This is a genomic window from Nocardia sp. NPDC056564 (assembly GCF_042793755.1).
Taxonomy (GTDB): Bacteria; Actinomycetota; Actinomycetes; order Mycobacteriales; family Mycobacteriaceae; genus Nocardia.
Genome location: NZ_JBHTUR010000011.1, coordinates 28,046 through 48,132, shown reverse-complemented (window position 1 = coordinate 48,132; position 20,087 = coordinate 28,046). Strand labels below are relative to the sequence as shown.

The window sequence follows — 20,087 nt, the reverse complement described above, 5'->3', positions numbered from 1 at the left end:
CAGGCGAATCTCGGTGCGGGAAATCCAGAGTGGTGCGGCTCAGCGGTGGATGGGGCCGGTGCGGCGGTCGAGCGGGCGGGCGGAGGCGTTGGTCCGGTCGGCGAGGATCTGGGCGGCGATGGAGATCGCGGTTTCGTCCGGGGTGCGGGCGTTGAGGTCCAGGCCGAGTGGGCTTTTCAGCCGTGCGAGCTTGCTTTCGGTGACGCCTGCGGCGCGCAGGCGGTCGGTGCGCTCGGCGTGCGTGCGGCGGGAACCGAGGGCGCCGACGAAGGCGATGTCGTCGATGTCCAGGGCCACCGCGATCGTCGGCACATCGAACTTGGTGTCGTGGGTGAGTACACAGACCACGGTGCGTCCATCGATGCGCCCCGCCTCGTGCTCCGTGCGCAGATACCGGTGCGGCCAATCCACGACGACCTCGTGCGCGGACGGGAAACGCGCCGCGGTGGCGAAGGTTTCGCGGGCATCGACCACGGTCACCCGGTACCCGAGCTGACGCCCGGTGCGGCTGAGCGCGCGCACGAAATCATTGGCCCCGGCCAGGATCATCCGCGCGGGAATGCCGAAGACCTGCACGAAGACGCGCGGACGAGGGGAGGCGTCGGCCTCGCATTCGTCGGCACCGACCACGCCGCTGCGCCCGGCGGCGAGCAGCGCGAGCGCGTCGCGGTCGACGTCGTGCCAGGTCTCGGTCGAACCGGCGGCCAGCAGTTTCCACTCCGCGGTGGTATCCAGTGTGGTCGCCAGCGCGACCGGCAGCCCGCTGGCGATCCGCTCGCGCAACGCGGACAGCACCGGAACCCGCTCCGGCCCCAGCCGTTCGACGAAGACCTCGATCTCCCCGCCGCAGGTCAATCCCACCGCGATGCCGTCGCCGTCGGCGTATCCGAACCGATCGGTCACCGCATGCCCGGTGGCCAGCACCTGGCGCGCCGACTCCACGACCGCGCCCTCCACACACCCACCCGACAGCGACCCGAACACCTCGCCGGACTCGGTCACGATCATCGCCGCCCCCGGCTCCCGCGGCCCCGGCCCGGTGGTATCCACCACCCGTGCCAACGCCACCGGCCCCCGCCCCGCCAGGGTTATCAATTGCTCGAGCACTGCGCGCATCAGCACGTCTCCTCTCCCGAGCGAGCACACCGGAGTACACCGGCTCCCCCCAGCCTAGCTACCCGAAAGCTATTGGGCCGTGCGGCAGCGACGCACCGCACACCTGCTGATGATTTCGCGCACACCGAGTCGCCGACGATCGCGTGTGCGGGAAATCAGGACGTGTGCGGCTGATTCGAGCCTGCCGACACGTGGTCGGCGAGGCGTTCCTCGGCCTCGGTCGACACCGGGGTGCCCTCTTCGGCGAGTCGCGCCTGCAGGGCGGCGACGGTGAGCTGCCCCGGTGACTTGGCCGGCCGTCTCAGCACGGTGACGACCAGGATGAGCAGGCCGAGCACCAGGACGGCGCCGCCGACTGTGACGAGCAGATTCATCACTGCCTCCTCTGGTCACGCATCAATCCGACGTCTCGCGGAGTGCGAGGCCGGGTGGGACCGTGCCGGTGCGGAAGTAGACGGCGAAGATCTCGGCCGCGTCCTCGGCCGTGAATACCTCGTCCGGATAGATCCACGGCGCGGGCATGCTCTCCGGAACCTGCACGCAGATGCCGGGTTCGCCGTCGTGACCGGTGCCGCGACCGACGACACCACGGCGCACCACACCGTCGAGGACGGTGCGCAACTCGATGACCAGCGCGTCCGCCGAGCCGGTGCACTGGAGATAGTTCTGCCCGGGGGCGGAGCTGATCGCGGGGGTGATATCGGCGGAGCGCATGGGCGCGGGCAGCCGGGACAGCTGGACCGAGAAGCGGTGGTAGCCGTCCAGCCTGCGCAGCGGGCGCAGGAAGTTGTCGATGGTCTCGCCCGCGCCGATGAACAGCTTCAGGCGGTCGCTGTAGGTGACCCGGTGGGTGGTGACGATCGGGTCGGCCGCGTCGACAGCGCCGGACTGTGTCGGCTTCGGCCGCACCGTCCGGATCGTGGGTGCGGAACTGGCCGCCGTCGAAAGTTCACCACTCATCGAGCTCACCTATCACGCATAGTTACCTTCTAGCTATTCAAGCATTGCACCAACATTTCCCGAACGGAAGAGGCGAGTGACCCGCGACACAATTCGGTCACGATGAGCATCGGCAGCCGTCTGCCACGCGTCACCCGCCCGGTGTTTGTCAGCGACGGATACCCGGTGCGGGCAAACGGTTTTCGGGGTCGTGCCGATAGACCGGCGTGAGCAGCTCGGCTTCCAGGGGTTCACCGGTCGCCCGATCGAACCGGCAGGCCACCAGCACGGAGAACAGGTGGGTGCCCGCGCGCTCGTGCAGGGTGGCCAGCCGGGTGGCGAGCAACCGGATGGCACCGAGCGAGCCCGGCGGGTGCATGCCGTCGATCATCAGCACCGTGCCGCGCCCGTCCGGACGCGGTAGCCGGGCCAGGTAGGCGATGTCGTGCGGATCGGGACCACCCGGTCGATAGACCCGGCGCGCGGCCCGATCCTCGATGCCCCGCCGGGCGTCGCCGGCTCTGGCCACCGCGCGCCGCAGCCGCGGGTCGGCGGCGATCAGCTGCCGCACGCTCGGCGAGAGCTCCGGCCCGCCGAGCACGATCAGGCCGTCCCGGTTCAGGTCCACCGGTCGCCCCGGTAGGAAGTGCTCGACCGAAGCGGTGAAGCCGAGCTCACGGAGCAATTCCACGAGCCGGTGCGCCGCCGCGGGATCCGGCGCGCCGATCACCCGGCCCGCGCGCACCTCCGGTACCAGCACGGTGAGCGTCCCGTGCCCGAAGAACAGACCCTCGGGCGCCGGACCCTGCGTGCTCACCTGATGGATGCGCGCACGGGAAAGTCCGGCTGCCGCACCGATTCTGGCGAAGGTCCAGCCCTCGGCGTGTAGCTCCCGGATGACCGCACGACGGATCCTGGTTAGCTCGTTGATGGTCTGCTGGGCCGCAGCCACACCATCGGTGGCCGCTTTCAGTCGTTCGACCTTGTCTTCGATTGCGAAAACGCGCGCCACGTCATCGGCCGACATGTGGGAAGTCTAGACAGCTGGACAGGGCAAAGTGTCTAGAACTCTTGACACTGCACCCTTTTCGTGACGCAGTGAGGCCAGCTCAGGTGGCGTCGGTGTCGATCGGAGGACGTTCGTTGCGCTCCAACGGTTTTTCCAGTTTCGGCATCGGGTAGTCCGGCATGCCGCTGTTGGCGCCGAGGAAGTCCTTCTTGTCCGGCAACGCGTCCTCCATGTTGCGGAAGATCGAATCGTCGCCGTTCAGCAGGTGTTTGGTGACCATGCCGCGCGGAGTCATGCCGCGCAGTTCGTTCAGGTCGGCCAGCGGCTTGCGCAGGTCCTCGAATTCCGGGCCCAGCTCCTCGCGTAGTTGCGAGGTCGCGCCGCTGGCGTAATCGCGCACCTGCCGCAGGCTGCGCGTGGTCCAGCGAACCGCGCCGGGCAGTCGCTCCGGTCCGAGGATCACGAGGGCGGCGACGAGCAAGATCATCATCTCGCTCCAGCCGATATTGCTGAACACCTAATCAGGCTACCGGTTCGAGGAGGCGATCTCGCATCGAGTGGTCTGGGGAGCCGAGGGCGGGGAGCCGGCGGTTCTGTCGTCCCGGATATCGAACGAACCGCAGGCAGTCGCCTTATCGACGACCGCCCGCGCGATCAATCGGAGCCGAGCGTCGCCGAGACGTCGACGAGGCGGCCGTCCCGGATCAGTTGCACGGTGACGGTCTTGCCGATCTCGTTCAACTGCTCGGCGACCGTCAGCTCCTCGGCGCTGGTGACCTCGCGGTCGCCGACCTTGACGATCACGTCGTTCTCCACGATCCCGGCCCGGTCGGCCGGCCCGCCGGTCACCACATCCGCCACCTGGGCACCGGCGAAAACCTCGTTGCTGACCGTCTTGTTGCGACTGGACACCCCGAGTGTCGCGTGGTGCACCTGGCCGTCCTTGATCAGGATCTGCGCGACCTGGGTCACCCGGTCGACGGGGATGGCGAAGCCGAGGCCGACCGAGCCGCCGGTCTCGCTGCGGATCGCGGTGTTGATGCCGATGACCCGGCCTTCCATGTCCACCAGCGCGCCACCGGAGTTGCCTGGGTTGATCGAGGCGTCGGTCTGCACCGCGTCGATCACCGCGTTGGTGTCGCTGCCCTCGCCCTGGAGTTTCACCGGGCGGTGCTGTGCGCTGACGATGCCGGAGGTGACCGTCTTGCTCAGGCCGAGCGGGGAGCCGATGGCCAGCACCTCGTCGCCGACCTGGACGTCGTCGGACTTGCCCAGCCTGGCCACGGTGAGGTTCTTCACATCGACCTTGAGCACGGCCAGGTCGGACTTGGGGTCGCGGCCGACGATGTGCGCGGGCACCCGGGTGCCGTCGGAGAACTGGACCTGGATGACGGCCCGGTTCGTCTTGTCCTGAGCGGCCATCGAGACCACGTGATTGTTCGTCGCGATGTAGCCGAGGCCGTCGATCACCACGCCGGAACCGGTCGCGCCGTTGTCGCCGACGGTGACCCGGATGGACACGACGGCGGGCAGCACGGCGTTGGCGACCTTGGCGATCTGGCTGTGCGGCTGTGTGGTGTCGGAGCTCTGCTCGAGCGTCGCGCTGCGCGAGGTGAGGGTGGATGCCTGTTCGGCCGTCAGCCTGCCGACCAGCCCGCCGAGCACGCCGACGGCGAGGGCGACCAACGCGAGCAAGGCAAGGGACTTGGGCGCGACCTTGGCGCCGAAGAGGACCTCGCGCGCGCTGAGGCGTTGCGCCTGCGGCAGCGGCTGGGCTTTCGGCGTCGGCACCGCGGGGGCGCCGAGGCGGGCGGCGGAATCCGGATCACGCCACGGATCGACCGGACCCGCGACCGGAGCGGCGCCGTCGGCCGCGTCGGGATCGCGTTGCAGCAGTTCGGTGGAGCCCTCGGGACGGCCGAAAGCCTCGGCGAGCACGGCATCCGGCGGCCGGTTCTGCACGTCCGGTCCCGAGACCGGCTGCGCGCCGCGCGGCAGCGGCTCGGCGAACGACCCGCGCTGGCCCGCCGGCCTGCGGAAAGCGTGCGCGGTGTGGTTGTCGACATGGGGTCGATACACCGGTCGGGGACCCAATACGGGCGCATCCGGCGGCCTCAGGTTTCCCCTGTCGCCCGCCGAATCCGTGGACCTGCCCTGGACGCGATCCGGGGTCTCGGCCGATCCGGTATTCGTCGATTCCGTCGTCACCCGGCAAACTCTACTTGCGCCACCACGTTGTCCACCGAGTCGCGGCGAACGAATCGGTGAGAAAGCCGAAAACTGCCTCGTTGCGCGGAGTCCCGGTGCTGCCCGAGGTTTGACTCGACGCGGCGCCGGGAAGATCGGCGAGCGGAATTCGGGTCAGGCTGTCGTGCAGGTCGTGCGGAATCGAGATGGGGCCCGACTGGCGCAGCGCGATACGCGCCTGCTGCTGTGCGTCGACCTCGGCCGCGCATTCCGGGCACTGAGAAAGATGCTGGGCGGCACGCAGATAGGCATTCATCCGCAACTCGCCGTCCACATAGGCCGCGATCGCCTCGCTGGCCAGATGCTCGGTGGGACGAAAACGAGGCGGACGACGACCGGGCGTGCTGGAGTCGCCACTCATTCGGTGCTCACCCTTCCAACCGACATCATCCGAACCGTGGGGTGATGCCGGCTTTCGTCCAGCTCACCCGATACTTGCTGCATCAGCGGCGAACCGCTGCTCACTTCCATTATGCGCAAGGTGGTCGCGCAGTGCCTGTCGCCCGCGATGAATCCGGCTGCGCACGGTGCCGAGTTTCACGCCGAGCGTAGCGCCGATTTCCTCGTAGGAGAGTCCTTCGATGTCACACAGCACCACCGCGGCGCGGAATTCCGGCGCGAGCGAATCGAGCGCGCGCTGCAGATCCGGGTCGAGGCGGGCATCGTGATAGGCCTGCTCCGGGTCGGGACCCTCGGACGGGACCCGGTCGTAGTCCTCGGGCAGCGCCTCCATCCGGATCCGGTTGCGGCGCCGGACCATGTCCAGGAACAGGTTCGTGGTGATGCGGTGCAACCAGCCCTCGAAGGTTCCCGGCTGGTAGCTGGACAGCGAGCGGAACACCCGGATGAAGGTGTCCTGGGTGAGATCCTCGGCGTCTTGGGCGTCGCCGGAAAGTCGGTAGGCAAGACGGTAGACACGGTCGGCGTGTTCGCGGACCAGGTCGTCCCAGGACGGCATGGCCGCCCGGTCACCGGTGGCATCGAAAGCAGCGGTACCGGTCAGATCGACGGCCTCCTCGGCGGCGTCGGATTCGATCGGCAGAATCTGCTCTGGCAGGGTGGCGTGCTCACGCGCCGCATCGACCATGTGGATGGGGCTACCTCCTACTAAGGACCGTAAACTCGGAACCAGGCTCCGATCCGAAATCTCTTTCGGGCCGGAAACCGTTACGTTCGGATACAACCGACAAGATGTCCGTCGTTGTTCCCGCGTCCCGTGTCGAGCCGGTCTGTTGGTCTTGCGTTGCCCATACTCTTTCCTGTCCGGATATGGCCTGGATATGGAGATGCTGAGGGACACCTGAGAAAACTGCGCGGAGATTGCTCGGCGGGGCGAGTAGTTCGGAACGCCCATACCAGGCACCCAGCATTAACCTCATAGGCGTGGCATCGAATTTGGAGCGAAATCTCGCCTACGTGGAGGAATCCGTCGTGGAAGACGAGATCCTCGTCAGCGCGCGCGAACGGTCCACCGAACTCGGTGCGGTGCCGGTGCCACCGTCGGTGGGGGCGCTGCTGAGCATGTACGCGCAGCTGCTGGACGCCAAGGCCGTGGTCGAGGTGGGGACCGGCGCGGGGATCAGCGGGTTGTGGCTGCTCGACGGCATGCGCGAGGACGGCACGCTGACCACCATCGATTCCGAGCCGGAGCACCAGCGCGCGGCCAAGGAGGCGTTCCGCGCCGCCGAGATTCCGCCCGCGCGCACCCGGCTGATCAACGGCCGCGCGCTCGACGTGTTACCCCGCCTCGCCGACGGCGCCTACGACCTGGTGTTCATCGATGCCGCGCCGCTCGAGCACCCGCAGTACGTCACCCAGGCGGTGCGACTGCTGCGGGCCGGTGGCGCGATCCTGCTGCACAACGCGCTGCTCGGCGGGCGGGTACCCGATGCGGCACAACGGGATCCGGCCACCCAGGCGGTGCGGGCGGCCACCCGCGCGATCGCCGAGGATCCGGAACTCACCAGCGTGCTGATTCCGGTCGGCGACGGATTGCTCTGCGCTTCGCGCGGTTAACCCGTACCGACATCGCGGTTTTCCGGGTTCGCGCTGGGTATTCCGCTGGCGGAGGTACCGCAATGCGTGGGCACGAACTGTTCGAAATCGGCCACATCGGCCACACCGTCTTCGAAACTCGATCGAGTTGGCTGCGGCCCGCGCTGATCTTCTTCGCGGTGATCATTCTCGCCGCGGTGATCGCGATGCTGGTGGTGAGTAACGCCGATTTCGGTACCGGCCCAGCGAAAGTCACGCCGACGCACGGATCGTGCGAACCGTTCTGTACCGCCTCGCCCGCCCCGCCGGTGCCGGGCCGGTAGCTCGCCCCGGTGTGGGACGCGTCACGGAATACGAAGTCCCGCAACGGATGTACGATGGCCGGTTCGCCTTCGAGAGGTCGCGTCCGCGGCGGGGAGGCCGATGACGGACGCGCACGAAGGCCGGCCGGATCGCTGGTGACCGACCCGGGAGGGGTGGGCCGGTCGCCAGCGCTGTTCCGCCGGGTGGATCAAACAGCTACATCGCGGCGATTCGAGGCGCATGCTGCTCAGAGCACATCCGATACCAGAGCGGTGATGCCCGGCGACGGGCATGCGGAAGAGGTGCGAGCCGAGTGCTCTACTACATCCTGAACAACAGCAACAACGATGACGACGGCCGCCCGCAGATTCACTGGGGCGGGGCGATGGTCGCGTTCGCCCTGGTTCTGGTCGCCGCCGTGCTGGTGGTCTATCTGGTCAGCACGGCCGACTTCGGGCAACCGGCGAAATCCACGGTGCCGCGCACCCCCGGCCCCTGCGCACCGTTCTGCCCGGCTACGCCCGCGCCGCGGCTCTGATCGCCGCGGCGTCCACCAGGGCGCGCGCCCGCGGCCACTGGGCGGCGATGGCGGCCAGCTCGGCCGCCTCCTGGGCCAGATTGTCACCGGCGCAGTGCTGCAACGAGCCGGTGCCGGTCGGCGCGTCGCCGCGGGTCTTGGCGGCGCAGGCGAGCACCAGGCGCACCGCCAGGTCCAGTGCTTCCCGCTGCGGGCCCGCGACGGCGATCTCCGCGCTCAGGTCCGCCGGGGTGGGTGTGGCGTGCCTGGCCAGGATGAGCACACTGTCCCGGATCTCGATGACGGTGCGGTGCAGGATGTATCGGTTGCGGTGCGGGCCCACCGGGGTCGCGGTGCGATGCACGATTTCCGGACAGGCCGCGGTGAGATCGAACCACAACGGCAGCAGTCGCTTTCGGCGACGCGACCAGGCGTCGAGCTCGGTCGCGTCGATGAGCCGGGCCAGCACCGGCACCGCGCCGATGCCGACGAACGGCAGCGCCTGGAGGAACACGGCGTTGTTGTCGATGACGACCTGTGCCCTGGTCAGCGGGCTTTCGTGACCGAACGACCGCAGCCAGGTGCTGACCAGGGTCAGGCTGAACATCAGGAAGACCGTGCCACTGACGCCGAGCACCATGGCGTGCAGCGTGCGTTCGTCGCGCTCGTGCTGCTTGCGCAGCTCGGCCAGGCAGACGCCGCCGAAATAGAAGACCATCCAGTAGGACATCGGCGCCAGCGCCAGCCAGAAGCCGAACTGCCCCCACCCGGGCTGCTCGTACATCGTCTGCGGGCTCGGTCCCTGAGCCGGTCCGCTACAGAGCAGCGCTATCGCACAGGACCCGCCGGCGAGCGCGTAGACGACGCAGGCCGAGGGCGTGCGGCCGAGCATCGCGCCCGCGAGCAACAGGCTCGCCGCGGTGGTGAACAGGAACCCGAGCGCGCCGAACTGGTAGATCAATCCTTCGCTCAGGCGGCCGCCGGTGTGGGTGCTGAGCTGATGGCGCAGCGTCGGTTCGTGCGTGGTGAGAATGACGGTCAGCAGCGCCAGCAGCATATTGAAGCGGCGTTCCACCAGCGACGTGCGGAACCGGAGCAGGCGCACGATCAGCAGGAACCAGGCGGCCAGCGTGATCGGCAGCGTGACGGCGCTCGGCAGCATCGGCCCGCTACCGGTGGAAGATCGCGCGACCGAGCACGGAACCCGAACGGGGCGCGTCGGTTTCGGACATCACCAGCGAGGCGAACAGTTCCGCCTGGCTCTCCAGGATGTCGTCGTAGTCGGTGCGGGCCAGCACGCGCAGCACGATCTCGGTGTCCAGCTCGGTGAACAACTGGCGCACCATGCGCAGGTGCGCGGACGGGGAGACGTAGCCCGCGTGATCGAGCAGCAGGTGCGCGAGTTCGTGCAGCACGATGTGGTCGGTGTGATAGCCGGAGCTCGCCGCGTCGTAGGCGACGGCGAAGCTGTCCGGGCGTTCGATGACCACCCCGCAGGGAAAGCCCTTCGCCGTCAGCTCGGGCTGGGGCAGCAGTTCGATCGGCTTGCCGAGGCGCGTCGCCACATGATCGACGAATGTCGCCAGGCGCCACGGCCGTGGAATATCGAGTGACGCGACAAGTGCGCGAACCTGTTTCAGCGCGGGATCGGACTGTGCGCGCCTGATCATAGGACCAATCTTGCGGCCCGCATGCTCGTGCTGTCCAATGTTTCGCTACACCCAGACGCCCTTGCCGACGGTGACCACACCGCCATTGCTGACCGCGAACCGCTCGCGATCGCGCTCCAGGTCGACCCCGATGATCTCGCCCTCGCCGACCACCACGTTCTTGTCCAGGATCGCCCGGCGCACCACCGCGCCCCGGCCGATCCGCACGCCGGGCATCAGCACGCTGCCCTCGACCGTCGCGCCGTCGTCGATCACCACGTTCGAGCTGAGCACCGAATTGCGGACCGTGGCGGCGGACAGGATGCTGCCCGCGCCGACGATGCACTCCTGCGCCAGCCCGCCCTGGGCGAACTTGGCGGGCGGCAGGTTCTCCGCCGCGCCGCGGATCGGCCAGTGCCGGTTGTAGAGGTTGAACACCGGGTGCACCGACACCAGATCCATGTGCGCGTCGTAGAAGGCGTCGATGGTGCCGACGTCGCGCCAGTAGCCGCGGTCGCGTTCGGTCGCGCCGGGCACCTCGTTGTCGGCGAAGTCGTAGACGCCGGCCTGGCCGGCGGACACCAGCGACGGGATGATGTCGCCGCCCATGTCGTGATCGGAGTCGGAGTTGTCCGCATCCGCCTTGATCGAATCCACCAGCACCTTGGTGGTGAAGACGTAGTTGCCCATTGACGCAAAAGTGACATTGGGATCATCGGGCGTGCCGGGCGGATGCGCGGGCTTCTCCAGGAACTGAGTGATCAGGCCGGACTCGTCGGAGTCGATGCAACCGAACGCACTGGCCTCGCTGCGCGGCACCCGGATCCCCGCGACGGTGACGCCCGCGCCGGACTCGATGTGATGGTTGACCATCTGCTCCGGGTCCATCCGGTACACGTGATCGGCGCCGAAAACCACGATGTAGTCGGGGTCCTCGTCATAGATCAGGTTCAGCGACTGCATGATCGCGTCGGCGCTGCCGGTGTACCAGCGCGGACCGAGACGCTGCTGCGCGGGCACCGGGGTGATGTATTCGCCCCCGAAACCGGACAGCCGCCAGGTCTGCGAGATATGCCGGTCCAGCGAGTGCGACTTGTACTGCGTGAGCACGCACAAGCGCAGGAAACCCGCGTTGACCAGGTTGCTGAGCACGAAATCGATCAGTCGGTACGCGCCGCCGAATGGCACCGCTGGTTTGGCACGGTCCGCCGTGAGTGGAAAGAGTCGCTTGCCCTCGCCACCGGCGAGCACGATCCCGAGTACGTGCGGCTGGCTCCTCACACCTGCCAAACTACCGGGTAACCGGCGCGCGAGTGGCCCCAGCGGAGGTGAACGTCTACTTTGAACCTGGTGAGTTTCGGCACGGACACCGGGCGCTCGACGGCGGATTCCGGCGCGCAGGACCGGCTTCGGGTCGCGATGCTGACCCGCGAGTACCCACCCGAGGTATACGGCGGGGCCGGGGTACATGTGACGCAATTGACCGCCCAGCTGCGCCGACTGTGTGAGGTCACCGTGCACTGCATGGGTGTCGCACGCACCGATGCCGTAGTGCACCAACCCGATCCGCAGCTCTACGCCGCCAACGCCGCGTTGCAGATGATGTCCGCGCAGCTGCGCATGGCCGACGCCGCCGGGCAGGTGGACGTCGTGCATTCCCATACCTGGTACACCGGCCTGGCCGGGCACCTCGCCGCCACGCTCTACGGCATCCCGCACGTACTCACCGCGCATTCGCTGGAGCCGCGCCGGCCGTGGAAGGCCGAACAGCTCGGCGGCGGGTATCGGCTGTCCTCGTGGTCGGAACGCAACGCGGTCGAGCACGCGGACGCGATCATCGCGGTGAGCGAGGGCATGCGCCACGACGTGCTCGACGCCTATCCCGCGGTCGACCCGGACCGGGTGCACGTCGTGCACAACGGCATCGACGCGGGCGTCTGGTATCCCGGACCGGTGGCGGCGGGCGCGCGGCCGGTGCTGGCCGTGCTCGGGGTGCGCACGGACCGGCCCATGGTGGCGTTCGTCGGGCGGATCACCCGGCAGAAGGGGGTCGGGCATCTGCTCGCCGCGGCCCGCGATTTCGATCCGGATATCCAATTGGTGCTGTGCGCGGGCGCGCCGGACACCAAGGAACTGGAAGCCGAGACGGCCGCCGCGGTGGAGGAGCTGCAACGCAGCCGGGGCAATGTGTTCTGGGTGCGGGAGATGCTGCCGACCGAGCAGATCCGGCAGATCCTGGCCGCCGCGACGGTATTCGTCTGCCCATCGGTGTACGAGCCGCTCGGCATCGTGAATCTCGAGGCGATGGCGTGTGCGACCGCGGTGGTCGCCTCGGATGTCGGGGGCATCCCCGAGGTGGTCGTCGACGGCGGCACCGGCCGGCTGGTGCACTACGACCCGGCCGCGACCGAGGAATACGAGCGCGCACTGGCGGTGGCGATCAACGAGGTCGCCGGCGATCCCGCGCTGGCCGCCGAGTTCGGTGCGGCGGGCCGCGCGCGAGCGATCGCCGAATTCGATTGGTCCAAGATCGCCGAGCAGACCGTCGACGTCTACCGGCAGGTCCGCAAGTCCTGACCCGGCCGAGCGAGCTCCGGCAGGTCCGGTGTTCGGGTCGGTCAGGTCGGGCGGTAGGTGGTGACCAGCACCGAGGCGGTGACCTGAATGGTGGCGGGTAGGGCGGTGGTGTCGGCGGAGGTGTGGTGGGCGGTGGGGCCCATGCCGACGACATTGGCCACGTCGGGGCGGGTGAGTTTCATCGGATACTCGACCAGTACCTGATCGACCGCGGTGAAGTGGCCGGACATGGCCGCGTCGAGGCGGCGATTCTTGTTCGGGTCGACGGTGACCATGCCCAACGGGCCGATCAACTCGCGCAGGTGATGTTCGGTGGGGGTGGCGACGACGAATCGGCCGTCGTCGGCGAGCACGCGCGCGACCTCGCCCGGGTTGCGCGGCGCGAACACCGACAGCACGGCGCGCAGGGTGCCGTCGCGAACGGGCAGCCCACGCCAGGCGTCGGCCAGGACCGAGGCCGCCCGTGAATGAGCGCGGGCACAGCGCCTGGCGGCCGGTTTGGCCACGTCCAGGGCGATGCCCGAGGTCGAAGGCGCGGCGTCGAGCGCACCGGCCAGGTAATAGCCGGTGCCCGCGCCCACCTCCAGCACGGTGCCGGACGCATGCTCGTCCGGCCCGACCGCCGCAGCCACCGCGGTGGCGATCGGTGCGAAATGTCCTTCACCTTGAAAGGTGGCACGCGCGTCCAGCATGGTCGCGGTGTCACCGGTCATTTTGGTCGACGCGCCGGTCAGCAGGCTGACATAGCCCTGCTTGGCGATGTCGAAACTGTGCCCGTGTCCACAGCGCAGTACCCGATCATGCGGCTCGAGTGCGAGCGCGCATTCCGGGCAAGCCAGCAGACCGGCCACAGCGGCCAGCGCCGAGGTATCAGCTGGTGACACTCTTCAGTTCGTCGCCGAGCGCCGCGGCCTCGTCCGGCGTGAGTTCGACGACCAAACGCCCGCCACCCTCGAGTGGAACCCGCATGACGATTCCACGCCCTTCCTTGGTTGCCTCGAGGGGACCGTCCCCGGTACGGGGCTTCATGGCCGCCATCCTCTGCTCCCTCCAGATCTGCGCGATATGCTGCGCACTTTCTTGGAACTCCAGTTGTCACCAACCAGCGAGCTCGCCGGCATTTGGCGAGCTACACCTGTCCCATTCTTCCCTATCGCGGATGTGGACGGATACCTGAGTTCAAAAAGTGACCGGTCGGACTGTGTCGGACACGTCACTACCGACCCAGCAATCGGCCAGGTGATCGTCTACCATCCCGGTCGCCTGCATCATGGCGTAGGCCGTGGTCGGTCCGACGAAACGGAACCCACGCCGCTTCAATTCTTTTGCCAGAGCTACGGATTCGGGTGTGCTGGCGGGTACGTCGGCACCGGTTTCCGGGCGCGGCCGCGGGGCCGGCGCGAACGACCAGAGCAGCTCGTCCAGGCTGATATCGAGATCGCGGGCAACCCGGGCGTTGCCGATGGCGGCATCGATTTTCAGCCGGTTCCGCACGATGCCCTGGTCGGCGAGCAGCCGCGCCACGTCGGCGTCGCCGAACTCGGCCACCCGTTCGATCGAGAATCCGGCAAACGCGGCCCGGAAGGCGGGCCGCTTGCGCAGGATGGTGATCCAGGACAGGCCCGACTGAAACGCCTCCAGGCACAGCCGTTCGAAGAGCGCGTCGTCGCCGTGCACCGGTTTTCCCCACTCGAAGTCGTGGTAGTCCCGGTACAACTGGGTCTCCAGCGGCCAGGGGCAGCGAATCCGGCCGTCGTCCTCGGCGACGGCCAGCGCGGCCGGGCTCACTTCGATTCCGGCGCGACGGAGGTCTGCCAGCGCGCGGCCTGCGCCTCGGACAGCTGATGCTGTAGCTCGTCGATCCTGGCGGCGAGGCGGGCCAGCGTCCAGTCCACCTCGGACGCCTTGTAACCGCGCACCACCTGCTGGAACCGCAGCGCCCGGACATCGGCGCCGGAGATCCCCTCGGCGGGCAGCACGGTCGCCGTGGTCCCCTCCGGCAGCGGGCCCAGCTCCTCGGCCCGGCCGAATACCGCGCTGGCGAGCAGGAACAGCACCGCGGCGACCAGACCGACGATCAGCACGTACAGCAGCAACGTGAGCATGTCCCCGAGCTTATTGCCACCCACCGACACCGAGCGAACAACGTCCGCGCGGAAATCGGTCGTCGAGGTCGGTTACCCGTGGCGCGTGGTGTCGATGTTCAACGACATGCCGGCCAGTCCGCGCCGGCGGACGGCCAGCTTGTCGGCGATGTCGAGCAGCGCCTTGCCCGCGGCGGAGTCCGGGGCGCTCAGCACGATCGGCGTGCCGTCGTCGCCCGCCTCGCGCACGGCCTGTTCGATCGGCACCTGCCCGAGCAGCGGCACGTCGGCGCCGACCGCGCGGGTGAGGCGATCGGCGACCACCTGTCCGCCGCCGGAACCGTAGAGCTCCATTCGGCTGCCGTCGGGCAGGTCGAGCCAGGACATGTTCTCCACGACGCCGGCGATCCGCTGCCGGGTCTGCAACGCGATGGCGCCCGCGCGCTCGGCCACCTCGGCGGCGGCGATCTGCGGGGTGGTGACGACCAGGATCTCCGCGCCGGGGATCAGCTGGGCGATCGAGATGGCGATGTCGCCGGTGCCGGGCGGCAGGTCGAGCAGCAGCACGTCCAGGTCGCCCCAGAACACGTCGGCGAGGAACTGTTGCAGCGCCCGGTGCAGCATCGGGCCGCGCCACACCACCGGGGTATTGCCCTGGGTGAACTGCGCGATGGAGATCATCTTCACGCCGTGCGCCTGCGGCGGCATGATCATCTTCTCGACCTGGGTCGGCCGGGCGTCGGTGCCGAGCATGCGCGGGATCGAGTGGCCGTAGATGTCGGCGTCCAGGATGCCGACCGAGAGTCCGCGCGCGGCCAGGGCGGCGGCGAGATTGACCGTGACGCTGGACTTCCCGACGCCGCCCTTGCCGGACGCGACGGCGTACACCCGGGTCAGCGAGCCGGGCTGGGCGAACGGGATGACCGGGTCGGCCGAGTCGCCGCGCAGCTGCTTGCGCAGGTTGGTGCGCTGCTCGTCGTTCATCACGTCGAGATCGACGGTGACCGCGCCGACGCCGGACACGTCCGCGACCGCCTTGGTGACCCGCTGAATGATCTCGGTGCGCAGCGGGCAACCCGCGGTGGTCAGGTAGATCTCGATGTGGACGTTGCTGTCCGGGGCGATCGCAATGCTCTTCACCATGCCCAGTTCGGTGATCGGCTTGCGGATCTCCGGATCGTCGACCTTCGCGAGCGCGCCCCGCACATCCGATTCCGTAACTACTGGCATGGCAGGAATTTTAGGCGTGTCAAATTCTGGGCAGGTCCCCGGCCCGTGGTGCGACGCCGCTGCTGTAGGAGGTCTCCCAGGCCATGACGTTCGCGACGTAGGCCATCGAGTTGTTGTAGCGCAGGATCGCCTTGGACTGCTGAGCCAGGTCGCGCATGTTCAAACCGCCGTCGCACAGGTACTTTCCGGCGGTCAGCGCCGCGTCGTACAGGTTCTGCGGATCGGCGATGCCGTCGCCGTTGCCGTCTGCGGCGTAGCGCTTCCAGGTCTGCGGCAGGAACTGCATCGGGCCGATCGCCCGGTCGTATCCGGCCAGGCCGTCCAGCTCGCCGCCGTCGGTATCGCGAACGATGTTGTTGCCGTAGAGGCTTCCGTCCAGGACCGGGCCGTAGACCGCGTTGATCGGGTTGCCGTCGGCGTCGGCCTTGCCGTACGCGTGGGTGGATTCGACGCGGCCGATTCCGGCGAGCATCGACCACGGCATGTGGCAGGTGGGGTTTTCCTCGGCGAGCACGCGCTCGGCGTTCTCGTACGCCGCGACCGCGATGCCCGGCACGCCCATCGGCCCGGCGGGCAGCGCGGCGAGCTGCCGATTGTCGGCCAGCGCAACGCTTTTCACCACCGGCGGTCCGCTCGGCTTGGCCATCTTGTTGGCGACGAACTCCGTCGTCGCGCCCGGATCGGTCATCAGGGCCGCGGGCTTGGCGCCCAGTTCGCCCTGATCGTCGGCGGGCAGATGCTGTTCCACCGCGTTCGCGGTGGTCCCGTGTCCCACGTTGGACGCGGCAGTACATGCCATCAGTCCAGCGGGAACCAATCCGGTCAATGCGATAACCGAGCTGCGTTTAACGGTGACAGCTGGTTGCTTTCGGTGACGCCCCACTGTGCGGTGACCCTCCAACGGCTCGATGAGCCCTTCGTGATCTGACGAAGAGGAGACTACCGCACCCGAGACCTTTTTGTTACTGCTTCGTGACCTACTTCGAGTGTGGCGTCAGCCCTGGGGGGCGGGCGGCAGCGGAATCACGATGCCGAACGGCAACGTGATGCCCGGCTGCTGGGTCGGCGCGGCCTCCGCGGACGGGGTCGGCTCGGCCGTGACCGTCGGCGGGGCCTCCGGGGTCGCTTCCGGCGTCTGTACGGCCTGCTGGCCGGGCGCGGGCGGCTGCGGCGGCTGCGCCTGCTGCTGGGCGGCGTCCGGCGGCGTGCAGACCGGTGCGACGGTCGGCTGGTCCGGCTGCGCGGGATCCTTCGCGCCGGCCGCGGGATCCTTCGGCGCCACGCCCGCGCCGAAGGTCTGGGCGGGCGCGCCGGGCACCACGGCGGGTTCCGCGGGCTCGCCGGGCTGCGGCATGGGGGCCGGAATGACCGCGGGCGCACAGGGATTGAGCGGCTTCGGCGGCGGCGGGCAGAAGATGCCGCACGGGATCGGCGGCAGGCCGGGGATGGTGATCATCACCTCGGTCGGCGTCGGCGTCGTGGTGGTGGTCTGCGGCGCCGCGGGGGCCGTCGTGGTCGGCGTGTTGTTGGTGTAGGTCACCGCCGTCATGTCCGGCAGCTGCGCGGGCGCGCCGGTGCCGCTGCCCGGCGGGATCAGCTCGGGCGAGATGGTCACCTGGGTCGGCGCGCCGCCGGTGCGGTAGGCCGCGGCCCAGCTCAGCACGTTGGCCGCGTACGCCGTGGAGTTGTTGTAGCGCAGCACGGCCTGCAGTTCCTGCGCCTGATCGCGCAGGTTCAGCCCGCCCGAGCAGAGGTACTTGCCCGCGGCGAGCGCGGCGTCGAAGACATTGTTCGGATCGGCGACGCCGTCGCCGTTTCCGTCGGCCGCGTAGTGGTCCCAGGTGCTGGGCAGGAACTGCATCGGCCCGACCGCGCGCACGTAACCGCCGCTGGCCGCCTTGATCACCTCGTTGCCGGGCAGCGTGCCGTCCAGCGCGGGGCCGTAGATGGGGGAGACCGTGGTGCCCGCGGCGTCGGTGCGCCCGCCGCCCGCGTGCCCGGACTCGATGCGGCCGATGCCGGCCAGCAGGCTCCAGGACAACCCGCAGCCGGGCGTGGAGGACTCCAGCGCGAGTTCGGCGTTGCGATACGCGGCGAGCACGACCTCCGGGATGCCGAGCGCGCCGCCGATCAGCGGCAACGAGATCTCCTGGAGCGGCACCCGACCGGCAAACGGCGGAGCGCCGTCGGACGGGGTCATTGCCCGGAGTTTGCGGGGCGATTCCTGGGTCACCGGTAGTAAACCAACTGTCTTAGACAGTCCGGTCTCGCTCGACTTGGCCGAGCTGTCCGCCGAACCGGCGGGATTCGTGGCTGCGGCCAGCAACGCCTCAGGTGCGGTGGGCGCGCCGGCGGGAGTGGTGGGATCGGAGGCTGAGCCGGAGGCGACCAGACCGGCTACGACCAGGGCCGAGACGGTTATCGGAGCAGATATACGCATTCAGCCACACCAATCCTCTACGTCGTGTGAGCGGCTTTCTGGGACATCCCCTCCCAGCGCCGCTCGGGACAACGCTGTCCAGGTTACCCACCAGTCAGGTAGTTGTTCGGTATTTCCGGTCAATCGTCAGCAACAGCCGGTGAAACCGGGGCTGGGGACTGCTTTTGGCCGGAACTCTTCTTGCGTCGCGGTTTGGCCGGGCCTGCACCCTCGATCCGATCGAGTATCTCCTTCATCTCCTCCAATTCCCTGCGCAAATAGTCGCGCGTCGCGACTTCGCCGACCGCGATTCGCAGCGCTGCGAGTTCGCGGGCGAGGAACTCGGTGTCCGCCTTGGTCTGGGCGGCCCGCATCCGGTCCTCCTCCAGCGAGACCCGGTCGCGGTTGTCCTGCCGGTTCTGCGCGAGCAGGATCAACGGCGCGGCGTAGGCCGCCTGGGTGGAGAACGCCAGATTCAACAGGATGAACGGATATGGGTCCCAGCGCAAGGCGATGACGAACACGTTCAACGCGATCCAGACGACCACGACGATCGTCTGAATGGCCAGGTAGCGGCCGGTACCGAGGAACCGGGCGACGCGTTCGCTGCTGCGCGCGAGGGCATCGGCGTCCCAATCGATGCGGAAGCGGGACTCGACCGGCGTTTCCAGCCGCTGCCGCGCCCCGCCGACCTTGTCAGTCATGTCCGGCAATCCCTTCGTGCAGCTCTTCCTGATCGCGCCAGTCATCGGGCAGCAAATGGTCGAGCACGTCGTCCACGGTGACCGCACCCAGCAGATGGTTCTCGTCGTCGACGACCGGTCCGCAGACCAGGTTGTAGGTCGCGAAATAGCGGGTCACCGCGCCCAGCGGGACGTCGGGACGCAACGGCGCCAGACCCGCGTCGAGAATGCCGCCGACCAGATGCGCCGGCGGCTCGCGCAGCAGCCGCTGGATATGCACCGACCCGAGATACCGGCCGGTGGGGGTGGCGGTCGGCGGCCGGACGACGAACACCATGGAGGCCAGCGCCGGTGTCAGATCGGGATTGCGCACCCGGGCCAGCGCCTCGGCGACCGTGGTAGCCGGGGTGAGGATCACCGGCTTCGGCGTCATCAGGCCGCCCGCGCTGTACGGGGAATGCTCGAGCAGCCGGCGAACCGGTTCGGACTCCTCCGGGTCCATCAGGGCGAGCAGCGATTCGGCCTCGTTGACCGGCAGCTCGCCGAGCAGGTCGGCGGCGTCGTCGGGGTCCATCGCCTCGAGCACGTCGGCGGCGCGGCGCACCTCGAGATGACTGAGCAGCTCGACCTGTCCTTCGTCGGGCAGTTCCTGCACCACGTCGGCCAGTCGCTCGTCGTCGAGCGCGACGGCCACTTCGATGCGGCGTTTCTCCGGCAGCTCACGCAGGAGGTGCGCGACGTCGGCGGCGCGCAATCCCTCGAACTGCTCGAGCAGCTGGGTGACCTCCTGTCCGGGACGGTCGATCTCGTTCGGCGTCAGTCCCGAGACATGAAGCCAATCCACCACGTGCACGGTGCGCCTGCGCCCGATCCTGCGGTGCCCGCGCACGGCCACCTTGGCCACCCGCCAATCCCTGGTCCTGGTTTGCTCCATGCCGAGATCGACCACGATGACGTCCACGCCCGCCAGGTCGGGCAGATCCGGATCCTCCACGCGCACCGAGGAATCCACGATCTGCGCCAGCGCCAGCATCTCGCCGGGCCGCTGGTTGAACCGGCGCAGACTCACCGTCCCGGTGTTCAATGTCACAACGCCGGGTTCGATCGCGGTGACCCGCAGGATCGGCACGAAAATCCGCCGCCTGGTGGGCAATTCGACGACGAGGCCGTGGATACGGGGCTGCTGGCGGTCATACCGGATGGCCACCACAACGTCGCGGACCCGGCCGATAGACTCGCCGTCCGGTCCTAGCACCACCAGGCCGGCCAGCCTGGCGACGTACACCCTGGTAGCTGCCATGCTTGCCAGGCTAGAGGTT

General features: G+C 68.6%; 24 protein-coding genes. 4 read left to right on the top strand and 20 right to left on the bottom strand.

Features of this window, described 5'->3' with window-relative positions:
- Positions 1-39: 39 nt before the first annotated feature.
- The 8 genes from ACFQ9K_RS25650 to sigE all read right to left on the bottom strand — a co-directional run bounded on the left by ACFQ9K_RS25650 (position 40) and on the right by sigE (position 6,398).
- Positions 40-1,116, bottom strand: coding sequence for an XdhC family protein (locus ACFQ9K_RS25650; protein ID WP_378716611.1), 1,077 nt, complete (start codon positions 1,114-1,116; stop codon positions 40-42).
- A 155-nt stretch (positions 1,117-1,271) separates the two neighbouring features.
- Positions 1,272-1,490, bottom strand: a complete 219-nt coding sequence (locus tag ACFQ9K_RS25645) for a hypothetical protein (protein WP_378716613.1) — start codon at positions 1,488-1,490, stop codon at positions 1,272-1,274.
- A gap of 22 nt (positions 1,491-1,512) precedes the next feature.
- The gene (locus tag ACFQ9K_RS25640) at positions 1,513-2,076 is read right to left on the bottom strand and encodes a hypothetical protein (protein WP_378716614.1); all 564 of its coding nucleotides are present in this window, start codon (positions 2,074-2,076) and stop codon (positions 1,513-1,515) included.
- Between the two features lie 148 nt (positions 2,077-2,224).
- The gene (locus ACFQ9K_RS25635) at positions 2,225-3,082 is read right to left on the bottom strand and encodes a hypothetical protein (RefSeq protein WP_378716615.1); all 858 of its coding nucleotides are present in this window, start codon (positions 3,080-3,082) and stop codon (positions 2,225-2,227) included.
- An 82-nt stretch (positions 3,083-3,164) separates the two neighbouring features.
- Positions 3,165-3,581, bottom strand: coding sequence for a Sec-independent protein translocase protein TatB (gene tatB / locus ACFQ9K_RS25630; protein WP_378716616.1), 417 nt, complete (start codon positions 3,579-3,581; stop codon positions 3,165-3,167).
- Between the two features lie 137 nt (positions 3,582-3,718).
- Positions 3,719-5,272, bottom strand: a complete 1,554-nt coding sequence (locus ACFQ9K_RS25625; RefSeq protein ID WP_378716618.1) for a trypsin-like peptidase domain-containing protein — start codon at positions 5,270-5,272, stop codon at positions 3,719-3,721.
- 10 nt (positions 5,273-5,282) lie between these two features.
- Positions 5,283-5,672, bottom strand: coding sequence for a zf-HC2 domain-containing protein (locus ACFQ9K_RS25620; RefSeq protein WP_378716619.1), 390 nt, complete (start codon positions 5,670-5,672; stop codon positions 5,283-5,285).
- 63 nt (positions 5,673-5,735) lie between these two features.
- The gene (gene sigE / locus ACFQ9K_RS25615) at positions 5,736-6,398 is read right to left on the bottom strand and encodes an RNA polymerase sigma factor SigE (RefSeq protein WP_378716620.1); all 663 of its coding nucleotides are present in this window, start codon (positions 6,396-6,398) and stop codon (positions 5,736-5,738) included.
- A gap of 290 nt (positions 6,399-6,688) precedes the next feature.
- Between sigE and ACFQ9K_RS25610 the strand changes: the two genes are divergently transcribed.
- The 3 genes from ACFQ9K_RS25610 (at position 6,689) to ACFQ9K_RS25600 (ending at position 8,147) form a co-directional block, all read left to right on the top strand.
- Complete coding sequence (locus ACFQ9K_RS25610) at positions 6,689-7,327, top strand: O-methyltransferase (protein ID WP_150402856.1); 639 nt, start codon at positions 6,689-6,691, stop codon at positions 7,325-7,327.
- Between the two features lie 62 nt (positions 7,328-7,389).
- Entirely contained in the window at positions 7,390-7,629 is a 240-nt protein-coding gene (locus ACFQ9K_RS25605) for a hypothetical protein (RefSeq protein WP_378716621.1), read from the top strand.
- A 293-nt stretch (positions 7,630-7,922) separates the two neighbouring features.
- Positions 7,923-8,147 carry a hypothetical protein gene (locus ACFQ9K_RS25600; RefSeq protein ID WP_375922607.1) on the top strand — a complete coding sequence of 75 codons (225 nt, stop codon included), beginning with the start codon at positions 7,923-7,925 and terminating at the stop codon, positions 8,145-8,147.
- Here the strand turns inward: ACFQ9K_RS25600 and ACFQ9K_RS25595 are convergent.
- Genes ACFQ9K_RS25595 through glgC form a run of 3 tightly spaced genes read right to left on the bottom strand, consistent with a single transcriptional unit; the run spans position 8,125 to position 11,056 of the window.
- Positions 8,125-9,288, bottom strand: coding sequence for a DUF6545 domain-containing protein (locus tag ACFQ9K_RS25595; RefSeq protein ID WP_378716622.1), 1,164 nt, complete (start codon positions 9,286-9,288; stop codon positions 8,125-8,127). The genes ACFQ9K_RS25600 and ACFQ9K_RS25595 overlap by 23 nt on opposite strands.
- A 7-nt stretch (positions 9,289-9,295) precedes the next feature.
- Positions 9,296-9,796 carry a hypothetical protein gene (locus ACFQ9K_RS25590; RefSeq protein WP_378716624.1) on the bottom strand — a complete coding sequence of 167 codons (501 nt, stop codon included), beginning with the start codon at positions 9,794-9,796 and terminating at the stop codon, positions 9,296-9,298.
- Between the two features lie 45 nt (positions 9,797-9,841).
- Positions 9,842-11,056 carry a glucose-1-phosphate adenylyltransferase gene (gene glgC / locus ACFQ9K_RS25585; protein ID WP_378716625.1) on the bottom strand — a complete coding sequence of 405 codons (1,215 nt, stop codon included), beginning with the start codon at positions 11,054-11,056 and terminating at the stop codon, positions 9,842-9,844.
- 138 nt (positions 11,057-11,194) lie between these two features.
- Here glgC and glgA point away from each other — a divergent pair, with 138 nt between their 5' ends.
- A complete protein-coding gene (gene glgA, locus ACFQ9K_RS25580) occupies positions 11,195-12,352 on the top strand; it encodes a glycogen synthase (protein ID WP_378716679.1) in 1,158 nt (385 codons plus the stop codon).
- A 41-nt stretch (positions 12,353-12,393) separates the two neighbouring features.
- On the opposite strand, the gene ACFQ9K_RS25575 is transcribed toward glgA, so the two are convergent.
- From ACFQ9K_RS25575 to ACFQ9K_RS25535, 9 genes are all read right to left on the bottom strand, one after another.
- Positions 12,394-13,236 carry a putative RNA methyltransferase gene (locus tag ACFQ9K_RS25575; protein WP_378716626.1) on the bottom strand — a complete coding sequence of 281 codons (843 nt, stop codon included), beginning with the start codon at positions 13,234-13,236 and terminating at the stop codon, positions 12,394-12,396.
- Positions 13,223-13,390, bottom strand: coding sequence for a DUF3117 domain-containing protein (locus ACFQ9K_RS25570; RefSeq protein ID WP_011211259.1), 168 nt, complete (start codon positions 13,388-13,390; stop codon positions 13,223-13,225). Before ACFQ9K_RS25570 ends, ACFQ9K_RS25575 begins: the two co-directional genes overlap by 14 nt.
- A gap of 141 nt (positions 13,391-13,531) precedes the next feature.
- Positions 13,532-14,140 carry a DNA-3-methyladenine glycosylase I gene (locus tag ACFQ9K_RS25565; protein WP_378716628.1) on the bottom strand — a complete coding sequence of 203 codons (609 nt, stop codon included), beginning with the start codon at positions 14,138-14,140 and terminating at the stop codon, positions 13,532-13,534.
- Positions 14,137-14,457, bottom strand: coding sequence for a DivIVA domain-containing protein (locus ACFQ9K_RS25560; protein WP_378716629.1), 321 nt, complete (start codon positions 14,455-14,457; stop codon positions 14,137-14,139). Before ACFQ9K_RS25560 ends, ACFQ9K_RS25565 begins: the two co-directional genes overlap by 4 nt.
- A 72-nt stretch (positions 14,458-14,529) precedes the next feature.
- The gene (locus ACFQ9K_RS25555) at positions 14,530-15,666 is read right to left on the bottom strand and encodes an Mrp/NBP35 family ATP-binding protein (protein ID WP_378716630.1); all 1,137 of its coding nucleotides are present in this window, start codon (positions 15,664-15,666) and stop codon (positions 14,530-14,532) included.
- A gap of 19 nt (positions 15,667-15,685) precedes the next feature.
- Positions 15,686-16,549, bottom strand: coding sequence for a lytic transglycosylase domain-containing protein (locus ACFQ9K_RS25550; RefSeq protein ID WP_378716631.1), 864 nt, complete (start codon positions 16,547-16,549; stop codon positions 15,686-15,688).
- A 111-nt stretch (positions 16,550-16,660) separates the two neighbouring features.
- Entirely contained in the window at positions 16,661-18,106 is a 1,446-nt protein-coding gene (locus tag ACFQ9K_RS25545; RefSeq protein ID WP_378716632.1) for a lytic murein transglycosylase, read from the bottom strand.
- A gap of 119 nt (positions 18,107-18,225) precedes the next feature.
- Entirely contained in the window at positions 18,226-18,789 is a 564-nt protein-coding gene (locus ACFQ9K_RS25540) for a DUF1003 domain-containing protein (RefSeq protein ID WP_378716633.1), read from the bottom strand.
- Positions 18,782-20,068 (bottom strand): magnesium transporter MgtE N-terminal domain-containing protein, encoded by a 1,287-nt coding sequence (locus tag ACFQ9K_RS25535; protein ID WP_378716635.1) that lies wholly within the window; start codon positions 20,066-20,068, stop codon positions 18,782-18,784. Before ACFQ9K_RS25535 ends, ACFQ9K_RS25540 begins: the two co-directional genes overlap by 8 nt.
- Positions 20,069-20,087 lie beyond the last annotated feature (19 nt).